12 protein-coding genes are annotated in these 12,448 nt (G+C 70.4%); 3 read left to right on the top strand and 9 right to left on the bottom strand.

The window, feature by feature from the left end; genetic code table 11:
* Positions 1-2: 2 nt before the first annotated feature.
* From ACFYO0_RS21710 to glnA, 3 genes are all read right to left on the bottom strand, one after another.
* Complete coding sequence (locus tag ACFYO0_RS21710) at positions 3-611, bottom strand: hypothetical protein (RefSeq protein ID WP_388678277.1); 609 nt, start codon at positions 609-611, stop codon at positions 3-5.
* A gap of 5 nt (positions 612-616) precedes the next feature.
* Positions 617-1,540 carry a zinc metalloprotease HtpX gene (htpX, locus tag ACFYO0_RS21705; RefSeq protein WP_388678275.1) on the bottom strand — a complete coding sequence of 308 codons (924 nt, stop codon included), beginning with the start codon at positions 1,538-1,540 and terminating at the stop codon, positions 617-619.
* 163 nt (positions 1,541-1,703) lie between these two features.
* Complete coding sequence (gene glnA / locus ACFYO0_RS21700) at positions 1,704-3,113, bottom strand: type I glutamate--ammonia ligase (RefSeq protein ID WP_388678272.1); 1,410 nt, start codon at positions 3,111-3,113, stop codon at positions 1,704-1,706.
* Between the two features lie 199 nt (positions 3,114-3,312).
* On the opposite strand from glnA, the gene ACFYO0_RS21695 reads away from it, so the two are divergent.
* Positions 3,313-3,780, top strand: a complete 468-nt coding sequence (locus ACFYO0_RS21695; protein WP_386346102.1) for an RDD family protein — start codon at positions 3,313-3,315, stop codon at positions 3,778-3,780.
* 291 nt (positions 3,781-4,071) lie between these two features.
* Here the strand turns inward: ACFYO0_RS21695 and ACFYO0_RS21690 are convergent, their stop codons facing one another.
* The 4 genes from ACFYO0_RS21690 to lipB form a co-directional block, all read right to left on the bottom strand.
* The gene (locus ACFYO0_RS21690) at positions 4,072-4,773 is read right to left on the bottom strand and encodes a DUF4191 domain-containing protein (RefSeq protein ID WP_388678269.1); all 702 of its coding nucleotides are present in this window, start codon (positions 4,771-4,773) and stop codon (positions 4,072-4,074) included.
* 60 nt (positions 4,774-4,833) lie between these two features.
* Positions 4,834-5,049 (bottom strand): hypothetical protein, encoded by a 216-nt coding sequence (locus tag ACFYO0_RS21685; protein ID WP_388678266.1) that lies wholly within the window; start codon positions 5,047-5,049, stop codon positions 4,834-4,836.
* A 278-nt stretch (positions 5,050-5,327) separates the two neighbouring features.
* Complete coding sequence (lipA, locus tag ACFYO0_RS21680) at positions 5,328-6,317, bottom strand: lipoyl synthase (RefSeq protein WP_388678263.1); 990 nt, start codon at positions 6,315-6,317, stop codon at positions 5,328-5,330.
* Positions 6,318-6,524: 207 nt separating this feature from the next.
* Positions 6,525-7,379, bottom strand: coding sequence for a lipoyl(octanoyl) transferase LipB (gene lipB, locus ACFYO0_RS21675; RefSeq protein ID WP_388678260.1), 855 nt, complete (start codon positions 7,377-7,379; stop codon positions 6,525-6,527).
* 252 nt (positions 7,380-7,631) lie between these two features.
* Between lipB and ACFYO0_RS21670 the strand changes: the two genes are divergently transcribed.
* A complete protein-coding gene (locus ACFYO0_RS21670; RefSeq protein WP_388678258.1) occupies positions 7,632-9,077 on the top strand; it encodes a regulator in 1,446 nt (481 codons plus the stop codon).
* A gap of 57 nt (positions 9,078-9,134) precedes the next feature.
* On the opposite strand, the gene ACFYO0_RS21665 is transcribed toward ACFYO0_RS21670, so the two are convergent.
* Both ACFYO0_RS21665 and ACFYO0_RS21660 read right to left on the bottom strand, forming a co-directional pair.
* A complete protein-coding gene (locus ACFYO0_RS21665; protein WP_388678256.1) occupies positions 9,135-10,556 on the bottom strand; it encodes an NAD(P)/FAD-dependent oxidoreductase in 1,422 nt (473 codons plus the stop codon).
* A 375-nt stretch (positions 10,557-10,931) separates the two neighbouring features.
* The gene (locus ACFYO0_RS21660; protein ID WP_388678254.1) at positions 10,932-11,834 is read right to left on the bottom strand and encodes a TIGR01777 family oxidoreductase; all 903 of its coding nucleotides are present in this window, start codon (positions 11,832-11,834) and stop codon (positions 10,932-10,934) included.
* A gap of 105 nt (positions 11,835-11,939) precedes the next feature.
* Between ACFYO0_RS21660 and ACFYO0_RS21655 the strand changes: the two genes are divergently transcribed.
* A complete protein-coding gene (locus ACFYO0_RS21655; RefSeq protein ID WP_388678251.1) occupies positions 11,940-12,428 on the top strand; it encodes a GNAT family N-acetyltransferase in 489 nt (162 codons plus the stop codon).
* Positions 12,429-12,448 lie beyond the last annotated feature (20 nt).

The following is a 12,448-nucleotide window of genomic DNA, read 5'->3' as shown; positions in this document are numbered from 1 at the left end:
ACTCAATCGACCAGTCCGGGAGCGTCCCAGAGCGGGAACCAGCGCGCCTTGTCCCGCTCGATCCGTAGGTCGTTCTCCAGTGCCGCTGCGACTTGCAGCTCCAGCGCGTTGTCGCGTTTCTGCCGGCCAGGCCGCGTGCACAGCGGATAAAAGGTGCCGCGTTTGTAGAGATAGACGAGCCCGAGCGTCCGTCGCTCGGGCTCGTCCCAGAAGTCGGCGGAGCCGACGAAGCCGACGACGGAGCACAGCAACTGCGGCCCGAACCCGCTGCCTTCCAGAGCGGTGTTCACCGCGTGGAGATCACTCACGAGCGCGGGCAGATCCCTGGGCTCCCGCCGCGAGACCAGCCACGTGTACCCGTACGAGTCCCGGCTCACCTCCACCGGCGGCCCCGTCCGCTCGGCGTCCGCGTCCAACAATGCCCGCACTTCCTGTCGTACGTCGTCGAAGGCCGCCCCTTCGACCGTCGCGAAGCACACCGAGCCGTGCCCGGTCGGCGTGAACCCTGCCGCCGCCTCCAGGGTGACCGCGGCCGACGGCAGCGCGAAGAGCTGGTCGAGGTCGGGGGCCACCGGCTTGCTGCGGCCCAGCAGGATGTCCAGGAGCCCCATACTCGTCAGCCTGCCTTCCCGGAGGCCGGCGACTCGCCCAGCTCGCCGGATATCCGGCCCAGTTGATCGAGCCGCTCCTCGAGGCTCGGGTGGGTCGAGAAGAGCCGCTGGATGCCGGGGGTCCTGCCGAGCGCGGGCGTGAAGTAGAACGCGTTGAAGGCCTGCGCGGTCCGTAGATCCCGGGTGGGGATCTTGGCGATGTCGCCGGTGAGCTTGGTCAGCGCGGAGGCCAGCGCCGAGGGGCGGCCGGTGAGCATGGCCGCGGCGCGGTCGGCTGCCATCTCCCGGTATCGGGACAGAGCCCGTATGAGGAGGAAGCTGAGCGCGTAGACGGCCGCGGACACCGCCATCACCGTCATGAACACGACGGCCGTGTTCTGGTCCTTGCGGCCGTGCCCGCCGAAGACCTGCGAGTAGAACGCGAACCGTACGATCAGGCCCGCGAGGACCCCGAGGAACGAGGCCACCGTGATCACCGCGACATCGCGGTGCGCCACATGCGACAGCTCGTGCGCGAGCACACCCTCCAACTCGGCGGGCTCAAGCCGCCGCAGCAGTCCGGTCGTCACGCACACGACGGCGTGATCGGCGTTGCGCCCGGTGGCGAAGGCGTTCGGCATCTCCATGCCGGACACGGCGACGGCGGGCTTCGGCATGTCCGCGGTGGCGCACAGCCGGTCGATCACCCCGTGCAGCTGCGGATACTCCTCGCGCTCCACGATCCGCCCGCGCATCGCGAACAGCGCGAGCCGGTCCGAGAACCAGTACTGCGCACCGAGCAGTGCCGCCGCGATCACCACGACCAGCACCCACGACTTCAGCAGCACGATCAGGGCGGCGACGAACGCCACGTACAGGAGCCCGAGCAGGAACAGCGTGACCCCCATCCGCGTGTTCAACCGCCGGTCGGGCTGGAATCGGCTCCGCATCACGATCACCCCACACACCACACATCGGGCACTCGTCCCGATTCCAGTGTGCATCGGTCCGCTCCCAAGGCAGAGAACGACGGAACCCCGCCACCAGCCCACGAGGGGCGGTGACGGGGCTCTGAAGCCGGAGGCCTACAGGCTTACGAGGCCTACGCGTCGATCACACGTCGAAGTAGAGCTCGAACTCGTGCGGGTGCGGACGCAGCTGGAGCGGAGCGATCTCGTTCGTGCGCTTGTAGTCGATCCACGTCTCGATCAGGTCGGACGTGAAGACGTCGCCCTGGAGGAGGAACTCGTGGTCGGCCTCGAGGGAGTCGAGGACGGCCGGGAGCGAGGTCGGGACCTGCGCGACGTTCGCGTGCTCCTCGGGAGCCAGCTCGTAGAGGTCCTTGTCGATCGGCTCGGCCGGCTCGACCTTGTTCTTGATGCCGTCCAGGCCGGCCAGCATCAGGGCCGCGAAGGTGAGGTACGGGTTGCCGGAGGAGTCCGGCGCCCGGAACTCGACGCGCTTGGCCTTCGGGTTCGAGCCCGTGATCGGGATACGCATGGCCGCGGAGCGGTTGCGCTGCGAGTAGACCAGGTTGATCGGGGCCTCGAAGCCGGGGACCAGGCGGTGGTACGAGTTCACCGTCGGGTTGGTGAAGGCCAGCAGCGACGGGGCGTGCTTGAGGATGCCGCCGATGTAGTAGCGGGCGGTGTCCGACAGGCCCGCGTAACCGGCCTCGTCGTAGAACAGCGGGTCGCCGTTCGCCCACAGCGACTGGTGGACGTGCATGCCCGAGCCGTTGTCGCCGAAGATCGGCTTCGGCATGAAGGTGGCCGTCTTGCCGTTGCGCCAGGCGACGTTCTTCACGATGTACTTGAAGAGCTGGAGGTCGTCGGCCGCGGCGAGCAGCGTGTTGAACTTGTAGTTGATCTCGGCCTGGCCGGCGGTGCCCACCTCGTGGTGCTGGCGCTCGACCTGGAGGCCGGACTTGTTCAGCTCCAGGGAGATCTCGGCACGCAGGTCGGCGAAGTGGTCGACCGGCGGGGTCGGGAAGTAACCGCCCTTGTAGCGGACCTTGTAGCCGCGGTTGTCCTCCAGCGCACCTGTGTTCCAGGCGCCCGCCTCGGAGTCGATGTGGTAGAAGGCCTCGTTCGACTTGGTCTCGAAGCGGACACTGTCGAAGATGTAGAACTCGGCCTCGGGGCCGAAGTACGCGGTGTCGGCGATCCCGGTCGAGGCGAGGTACGCCTCCGCCTTCTTCGCCACGTTGCGCGGGTCACGGGAGTACTGCTCGCCCGTGATCGGGTCGTGGATGAAGAAGTTGATGTTGACCGTCTTGTCACGGCGGAAGGGGTCCACGCGCGCGGTGGACAGGTCGGCCCGAAGCGCCATGTCCGACTCGTGGATGGCCTGGAAGCCGCGGATCGAGGAGCCGTCGAAGGCAAGTTCCTCGCTCGGGTCGAAGGCCTCTGCCGGCACCGTGAAGTGCTGCATCACGCCAGGCAGGTCGCAGAAGCGGACGTCGATGAACTTGACGTCCTCGTCCGCGATGAACTTCTTGGCCTCGTCGGCGTTCTGGAACATCCAGCTCCTCCTACTCCCGACCGTCCGTGCCGGGGTGGTAGTTCGTTCGTGCGGCCAGTGCGGTGGCACACGCTGAGACCCGACAATAGGGACGGGTGGTTTCTCAAGCGTGACCCATTTGTTTCGCCCAAGTTAACCGACCCCGGCCCGGCTGACCCCACCCGTCCGCATATCAAAACCGGCGCAGTACCGTGGACGCGTGGACAACAGGCAAGCAATCGGATCGTGGCTGTCCGGACCGCGCGCGGCCGCGGAGGAAGCCGGTGCGGACTTCGGATACCGGGGCGAGCAGCTCGGCCTGCCGGAGTCGGGCCCGGGCTCGATCGCCCGCCCCGGACGACGCCTCGGCGCCCTCGCGGTCGACTGGGGGCTGTGCCTCCTGATCGCATACGGGCTGCTCACGGACGGCTACAACCAGGCGACGGGCAACTGGGCACTGTTGATCTTCTTCGTCATGAGCGTCCTGACCGTCGGCACGATCGGCTTCACCCCCGGCAAGCGCCTGTTCGGCCTGCGAGTCCTCACCCTGGAAACCGGCACGGTCAACCCCCTGCGCGCCCTCCTGCGCACGGCCCTGCTGTGTGTAGCCATCCCCGCCCTGATCTGGGACCGAGACGGCAGGGGCCTGCACGACCGCTTGGCCCGCACGGTCGAGGTACGGATCTGAGACCGCGCCGGTGAGTGGGCGGGCCCCTTGGGAACGCCCACTCGGAGGCGCGACTTCGGGTGCGGCCCGCAAGGGCGCGGCTTCGGGTCCGGCCCCCATGGGCGCGGCTTCGGGTGTGGCCCACTCAGGGGCGCGGGGAGGCGCAGTCTTTCAGGGGCGCGGGGAACTGCGCGAGCAACCACGACGGACCCGCAGTCGCCAAACCGCAGAACCACCTTGACAAACGCCTGAGGGCGCCGGAACTCACAGGTTCCGGCGCCCTCAGGCGTACTGCCGAGCCCAGCGGCAGCGTCACCGCGTCTTCGGGCCGCCGCGCGGCATCCGCATCCCCTTGGGCATCGGGCCCTTCGGCAAGGGCATGTTGCTCATCAGGTCACCCAGAGCGCGCAGCCGGTCATTCGTCGCGGTGACCTGAGGCCCGCTCAGGACACGCGGCAGCTTCAGCATCGTGGTGCGGAGCTTCTTGAGCTCGACCTGGCCCTCGCCGGTCCCGACGAGGATGTCGTGCACGGGTACGTCCGCGACGATGCGCGCCATCCGCTTCTTCTCGGCGGCCAGCAGGCCCTTCACCCGGTTCGGGTTGCCCTCGGCGACCAGCACGATGCCGGCCTTGCCGACGGCCCGGTGCACCACGTCCTGCTGGCGGTTCATCGCCACCGCCGGGGTCGTCGTCCAGCCACGCTTCATGTTGTCCAGTACCGCGGCCGCCGCTCCCGGCTGTCCCTCCATCTGTCCGAAGGCGGCACGCTCGGCCCGCCGTCCGAAGACGATCGCCATCGTGAGGAAGGCGAGGAGGAAGCCGAGAATACCGAGATAGACCGGGTGACCGATCAGGAAACCGATCGCGAGGAAGACACCGAGGGTGCCGATTCCGACTGCCGCGAGCACAAGACCGATCTTGGAGTCGGCCTTGCGGGTCATCTTGTAGGTCAGAGCGATCTGCTTGAGTCGCCCGGGGTTCGCAGCGTCCGCTGCGTTGTCCTTCCTCGCCATGCCGTGAAGTCTACGTGGCGCGGGAAGCGCCGACGACGGCGGTGCCGCGTCGGCGGGCGGTCACGGGCGAGGGGCGAACGACGCTTCCAGGACGGACTGCTCCAGGACGCGCTGCGCCTCGACCCTGTCCTTGGCCCGGCGGCGGTCCTCCAGGACAGAGGTCCATGCGTTGCGGCGCGCGGTGCGCTGTCCGCTGCTCATGAGGATCGACTCGACGGCACGGAGTGCATCGGTGAAAGACGGAATCGCTGTGGCGCGTACGGGCGCGGCCTGCATAGTGGAGGTCCCCCCTCGGATGACGGCTCTGGGATGAGTCTGTACGTGGCGTGAGAACAGAGTCACTGATTGGTGTTACCAGGGCGTGACCGGGCGGTCAAACGCCAATGAAGGCTTGATGCGAGGCCCGAAAACGCCGACGCGGCCCTGACGGTGGCTCCCATCTGCGGGAATGGTCAGAACCGCGTCGTATCGGACACTACTCACGAGTAATGTCTTGTGTGCGGATTCACACGCTCGGGTGGCACTCCGTGCCACCAAATGGGCCGTACGAGATCTCAGACGGCCTGCGAGGCGACGTACGCGCCACCCCGCTGCGGAGCAGCTGATTGACGCAGTTCGATGGCCATCTGGTACAGGCGTCCGGCACGGTACGAGGAGCGCACCAGCGGTCCGGACATCACGCCCGAGAAGCCGATCTGGTCGGCCTCCTCCTTCAGCTCCACGAACTCCTGCGGCTTGACCCAGCGCTCCACGGGGTGGTGGCGCACGGTCGGGCGCAGGTACTGCGTGATGGTGACCAGCTCACAGCCGGCGTCGTGCAGCTGCTTGAGCGCCTCGCTGATCTCCTCGCGGGTCTCGCCCATGCCGAGGATCAGGTTCGACTTCGTGACCAGACCGTAGTCGCGGGCCTCGGTGATGACCTTCAGGGAGCGCTCGTAGCGGAAGCCGGGGCGGATGCGCTTGAAGATGCGCGGGACCGTCTCGACGTTGTGCGCGAAGACCTCCGGGCGGGAGGAGAAGACCTCGGCGAGCTGGGCCGGCTCGGCGTTGAAGTCGGGGGCGAGGAGTTCGACCTTGGTGCGGCCTGCCTCGCGGTTCGCGGTCTGGGCGTGGATCTGGCGGACCGTCTCGGCGTACAGCCAGGCGCCGCCGTCCTCCAGATCGTCGCGGGCGACGCCGGTGATCGTGGCGTAGTTGAGGTCCATCGTGACCACGGACTCGCCCACGCGCCGGGGCTCGTCGCGGTCCAGCGCTTCCGGCTTGCCGGTGTCGATCTGGCAGAAGTCGCAGCGCCTGGTGCACTGGTCGCCGCCGATGAGGAAGGTGGCCTCGCGGTCCTCCCAGCACTCGTAGATGTTGGGGCAGCCCGCCTCCTGGCAGACCGTGTGCAGGCCCTCACTCTTCACGAGGTTCTGCATCTTGGTGTACTCGGGGCCCATTTTCGCCCGGGTCTTGATCCACTCGGGCTTGCGCTCGATGGGGGTCTGGCTGTTGCGGACCTCCAGGCGCAGCATCTTGCGTCCGTCGGGGGTGACTGCGGACACGTCCGGCTCCCTGTGCTTCGATTCTTAGGCGCTCACCAGAGTACGCCTGCTTCCGGCGGTGGAACGGGGCGCCTACGGGCTGGGGTATTGAGGTTCGTTGGCGGCTGCGGGTTCGTTGTGGCCTGTCGCTCCCTCGCTCTCGGCTCCGCTCATCGATACAGCCCCGCGCCCCTGACAAGCCCGCGGCTCCGGCGAACCCACCCGCGCTCAACCGCCGGAGGCATCCGCGGTCATCCGCGGGCGCAGGTCCGCGTTCTCCAGCACCCCCCGCAAGTGCTTCTCCGCCACTGGCAGCACCTCCGCGATCGTCACCTCGCGACCCAGCTCATGGGTCAGCGATGTGACGCCTGCGTCACGGATGCCGCAGGGGATGATCTTGTCGAAGTTGGAGGTGTCCGGGTTCACGTTCAGGGCGAAGCCGTGCATCGTGACGCCCTTGGCCACGCGGATGCCCATCGCGCAGATCTTGCGGTCCTCACGGCGCTGACCGGCGTTCGAGGGGGCGTACTCGGGACCGTTGAGGCGCGGGTCGAACTCGTCGTCCGTGAGCCGCGGGTCGAAGTCCAGGGAGAGGCCTCCTGCCCGTCGCCCACCACCACCCTCAACCGAAGCGCTACGCGCTGCCCCTCCATATCGCGAGGGGCGCTGTTCCACCGGGTCGCCGAGTATCCACACGCCCGCGCGGCCCTCGACCCGCGAGGTCTCGAGGCCGAAGTCGGCGCACACGCGGATCATCGCGTCCTCGAGGCGGCGCAGATGGGCGACGACGTCGACGGGCCGCGGCAGCTTCTGGATCGGGTAGCCGACGAGCTGGCCGGGGCCGTGCCAGGTGATCTTGCCGCCGCGGTCCACGTCCACGACCGGGGTGCCGTCGAGAGGGCGCTCCTCGGGGGCGGTGCGCCGGCCCGCCGTGTAGACCGGCGGATGCTCCAGGAGCAGACAGGTGTCGGGGATCTCGTCCTGGAAGCGGGCGGCGTGCACACGGCGCTGCTCGTCCCAGGCCTGCTGGTACTCGACGGAGTCCGCTCCGAAACCCATCCGGACGAACCGCAACTCACCCACGGCAAACGCCTCCCTGGAAGACCCGTAAGGCGCGTACGCGCCCCACGCCACTGTACGTCCGGCCACGTTCCAGCCATGTCCGGCCCCGTCCCGCCGGCTCCACTCCGCGCGGGAGGCAACCTATGGCCAATCCTCACACGATCGGATGAATGCGTATCGAAGCCTGCAATCGCGCGCTTACAGACCGCTACATTCACGCCGTTCACGAGGCCATTCCCCCCGAGGCCTGGAAGGCAGGAGTTCGCACCGCAGATGACGGAACGACCCGCGCAGCGCACCCCCAACCGTCAGCTCGCCGCACTGATCGCAGAAGCGGGGTTTTCCAACGCGGGACTAGCCCGTCGCGTGGACCAGCTCGGTCTCGAGCACGGGCTCGATCTGAGATACGACAAGACGTCGGTGACCCGCTGGCTACGCGGCCAGCAACCGCGCGGCACGACACCCGCACTGATCGCCGAGGTGTTCACACGCCGGCTCGGGCGCCGGCTCACGGCGCAGGACCTGGGCCTTGATGCCTGTGCCCCCGTGTACGCGGGGCTCGAGTTCGCGGCCACGCCCGAGGAGGCCGTCGACATCGTCAGCGGACTGTGGCGCAAGGACTCCGGGAGCCACGCGGAACTGCGCAAGATCGCGTTCACCCCGGCGGGGCTCGTCGTGCCGAGCCGGGACTGGCTGATCGGGCGGCCCGACGACCGCGTGGCCCGCACCGGGGACCCCACGGTCGTACGGGTGCCCGCGCAGGGCCGCCCGGGCGCCCTGCCCCGGCAGCGTGTGCAGACCGAGCGGGAGCCCGGGCAGAGGGTGACCACGGGCGACATCGCGGCGCTGCGGAAGGTCGGGGAGCTGTTCCGGGCACTGGACCACGCCTACGGCGGCGGCCACGCCCGGCAGGCCCTCGTGCGCTATCTGGAGCACGAGGCGGAGCCGATGCTGCGCGGCACGTACGGGGAGCAGACGGGGCGCCAGCTGTTCGCCGCCACGGCCGATCTCACCCGGCTCGCCGGCTGGACCTCGTACGACATCGCCGCGCACGGACTCGCCCAGCGGTACTTCGTGCAGGCGCTGCGGCTTGCGCAGGCGGCGGGGGACCGGCCGTACGGGTCGTACGTCCTTGTGACGATGAGTCGGCAGGCCGTGTACCTGGGCCACGGCCGGGAGGCCGTGCAGCTGGCGCGGGTCGCCCAGCAGGGCGTGGGCTCGTCCGGGCCGCCCGTCGTGCAGGCGCTGCTGCACGCGGCCGAGGCGCGCGGGCACGGGGTGCTCGGCGAGGTACGGGCCTGCACGGCGTCCCTCGTACGCGCCGAGCGGGCGATGGAGGCGGCACGGCCCACCGACGACGTCCCGTACTGGGCGCGCTTCTTCGACGAGGCGCAGCTCGCGGACGAGTTCGGGCACTGTCACCGGGACCTCCAGCAGTACCGGGCCGCCGCCCAGCACGCCGAACGGTCCCTTCAGCTGCGGGCTCCCAGCTATGCCCGCAGCCGACTCTTCTGCCGGGTCGTCCTCGCCACCGCCCGCCTCGGCCTCGGCGAACTCGACCAGGCCTGCCAGCTGGGTGCGGAGGCGGCCGCCCAGGCGGCCGAGATGCGCTCGGTGCGGGCGGTGGAGTACGTACGGGACTTCGAGCGGCGGCTGGAGCCGTACCGGGACGCGGGGCCTGTGCGGGGGTATCGCGACAAGGTCGCGGCTTTGCGCTAGCGCAGTGGGGTGGAGGCCCTGCCCCGCGACGGGACCTCCACCCCGGCTCTCGCTCGCCTATGCGGCGGTCGAGGCCGTTAACGGGGCCACGGCGGACGAGTTGACGCCGAGGTCCGTCAGCAGGGCCGTTGCCGCGCGGTGGCCCGAGTGCAGGGCGCCCTGGACCGTGCTGGTGTCGCGGTGGTCGCCGCAGACGTACAGGCCGTCGAGGAGGCGGACGGGGCGGCGCAGGTCGTGCGGGGGAGGCATCGCGGGAACGGCGTCCGGGGTGTGATGGACGGCGAGGAGTTCCCAGCGGTGCGTGGACGTGCCGTAGAGGTCGGCGAGGTGGGCTCGTACGACCCGGTCGGCGTCCGGAGGCGGTGCGCCGAGGATCGTGGACGAGACCAGGGCGCGGCCTGCGGGGGCGCGGGACGGGTCGACCTCGCTGAGCACCGCGGTGTGGGCCACCGGGCCGCGACGGTCCGCGTCGAGGAGCAGCCCCGCTCCGGCCGGGGGCACCTCGTCGGGCGTGTGGTGCACCACCGTCACCGGGTGGAACGGCGGCACCCGCAGCCCGGGCAGCAACTCGGCGGCGGCGCGTGCGCCGGTCGCCACCAGTACAGCCCGGCAACGGAGGTCGCCGTGTTCCGCGGTGCGTACGGACGTCGTGGACACGGACGTGACGTGCACGCCGGTGCGGACCGTGCCGGGCGGCAGGGCGGCGGCGAGCAGCTCCGGCAGGGTGTCGGCGCCGCCCTCCGGAACGCACAGCCGGCCGGCGGCGAAGGCGCGCAGCGCGAGATCCGCGCACCGGCTGGACGTCGTCAGGTCCGGGTCGCAGAGCAGCGCGGCCAGCAACGGCCGCAGGAAGCCCTCGACGGTACGAGCGGGCATGCCGCGCGCCGCCAGCGCGTGACCGGCCGGCTGGTCCGGTCGCGCCAGCAGGCGCTCCACCGGGGCGGCTGCGATCCGGCCGAGCGCGGCGGCGAGCCGTGCCTGGTCGACGGCACCGCCGAGCGGTGGGAACGTCCGCGGCAGGGGAGGGGCGGCGGCCGGTGGCGCCGCCCGGGCCACGGCACCGTCGGGCGACGGCCCTGCCCGCCGGGCGGCGCGTGGCCTCCGGGGGGCGGCCACAAAGGCGCGTGCCGCCCCGAGTGCGCCCCTTGCGCCCCCGGCGCTCGCCGCGCTCCCGGGTTCGCCCGCCCGGTGCGTACGTCCGTCGGCGTGGACGAGGACGCCTGGTGCGAACGGGCGCAGGGTCAGGGCGTCGAGCCCCGGAGTGAGGCGTAACTCCGGGTACGCGGTGGACAACAGCCGGCCGATCCGGTCGAGCCGGAAACCGTCGACCTTCTCGGTCGACATCCTGCCGCCGACGTAAGGGGCGGCCTCCAGGACGACGGTCCTTACTCCTGCGCTGGTCAGCCGGTGGGCAGCCGAGAGTCCCGCGACCCCGGCCCCCACGATGACGACGTCCGCCTGATAAGCGGGCTCAAGCACGTGCCCCTCCTCGAGGTCGCGCGGCTCCTGGGGACGTCATGCCCCCGACACGCTTCCGGAATTCCGGAGTTTTGGGAAGAGGTTAGGGCGCGGGGCGCTCCGCGTTGAGCCGCGCATGGGCAGGGCATGGGCGCACGGGGGCGCTTCGCCGCGATGGGAGTCCCCCGGTCATGGGGGGTCCCTCCGCTCGAGCGGAGCCGAGAGTGGGGGAGGAGCCGAGAGTGGGGGAGCGACCAGCCACGACGCACTGGCAGCCGCGACAGGACTGTCACCCCCACCCCCGGGCGGGGCCTGGGGGCGGCAGCCCAAGTTCGGGAAGGGGCGGGGCCGGGGAAAGAAACCCCCACCCCAGCCCCACGCGTACCCCCACCGGAATCAGCCCCGGGCCGCCGCTCGAATCGCGTCCTCGATCCCGGGGAACGCGAAGGAGAAGCCCGACTCCAAAAGCCGGGTCGGGAGCACCCGCTGGCTGCCCAGCACATCCCCGGCCATCTCGCCGAGTACGAGCCGCAGTGCGGGCGCGGGCACCGCGAAGAGGGTGGGCCGGTGCAGCACCCGGCCCATCGCCGCCGTGATCTCCCGGTTGGTGAGCGGCTGCGGAGCCGTCAGGTTGAAGGGCCCCGACAACGACTCCGTGTCGAGCAGATGCCGCAGTGCGGCCACGTGGTCGTGCAGCGCGATATACGACCAGTACTGCCGCCCGTCACCCAGCCGCCCCCCGAGCCCCGCCTTGAACAGCGGGAACAGCCGCCCCCAGGCCCCGCCCTCGGCGGACACCACCAGACCGGTGCGCGCGAAGACGGTCCGTACGCCCGCCTCCTCGGCCGGAGCCGCCGCCTCCTCCCACTCCACGCACAGCGAGGGCAGAAACCCGTCCCCGGGCGGCGCGCTCTCGTCCACAGCCCGCTCGCCGGTCGCTCCGTAGAAGCCGATCGCGCTGCCGTTCACAAAGACCCGCGGCAACGGGGAGAGGGAGGCGGCGGCCTCCGCGAGCGCCGCCGTGCCGAGCACCCGGCTGTCGCGGATCTTCCGTTTGTACGCGTCCGTCCAGCGGTGGTCACCGACCCCGGCCCCGGCGAGGTTCACCACGGCGTCGCACCCGTTGAGGCCCGCCGCGTCGACGTACTGCCGCTCGGGATCCCACTCGACCTCGTCCTTCGTCCGGGGTGTACGGCGCACCAGCCGCACCACCTCGTGCCCGTCCGCGGTCAGCGACCGCACCAGTGCCGCACCGATGAGACCGGAGGCCCCGGCCACGGCGATTCGGGAAGCTTCCATGTCCCCATCCTCCGCCCACGGCCTTCGGGGCACCGTGCCGAGGGGTGTCCGAAGCGTGCCGAAACACCGAACGAGGGCTCGCACGCCCGCCGTACAGTGACCTCCATGCCCGTCCTGCACATACGCCCCGCCCTGTTCGAAGACGAGGACGCCCTGGGCCGTCTCGACCGTGCGACCTGGTCGTATCTGCATGCGGTCAGGCCCCGGGAAGAGCCGCCGTACGAGCCGTTCTTCGGTGAGCGCTACGGGCCCCGCGACCATCTCGTAGCGGAGCTGGACGGACGCCTCGTCGGCTATGTGCGCCTCGGTTTCCCCACCCCGCTCGTCTCCAACGCACACGTACGGCAGATCCAGGGCCTCGCCGTCGCCGAGGAGGCGCGCGGCCTCGGCGTGGGCCGGGCGTTGATCCGTGCGGTGATCGCGGAGGCCCGCCGCCAGGGCGCCCTGCGCATCTCGCTGCGCGTCCTCGGCCACAACACTCCGGCCCGCAAGCTGTACGAGTCGGAGGGCTTCGTCGTGGAGGGCATCCAGCCGGGAGAGTTCTACCTCGACGGGAAGTACGTCGACGACGTGCTGATGGGGCGCAGCCTCTGAGCCTCCGTCAGGACACCGTC

The sequence above is a fragment of the Streptomyces sp. NPDC006365 genome (genome assembly GCF_042870755.1).
Taxonomy (GTDB): Bacteria; Actinomycetota; Actinomycetes; order Streptomycetales; family Streptomycetaceae; genus Streptomyces; species Streptomyces xiangluensis.
Note: the sequence above shows the minus strand (reverse complement) of the source record. Positions and strands in the feature narration are given on the sequence as shown.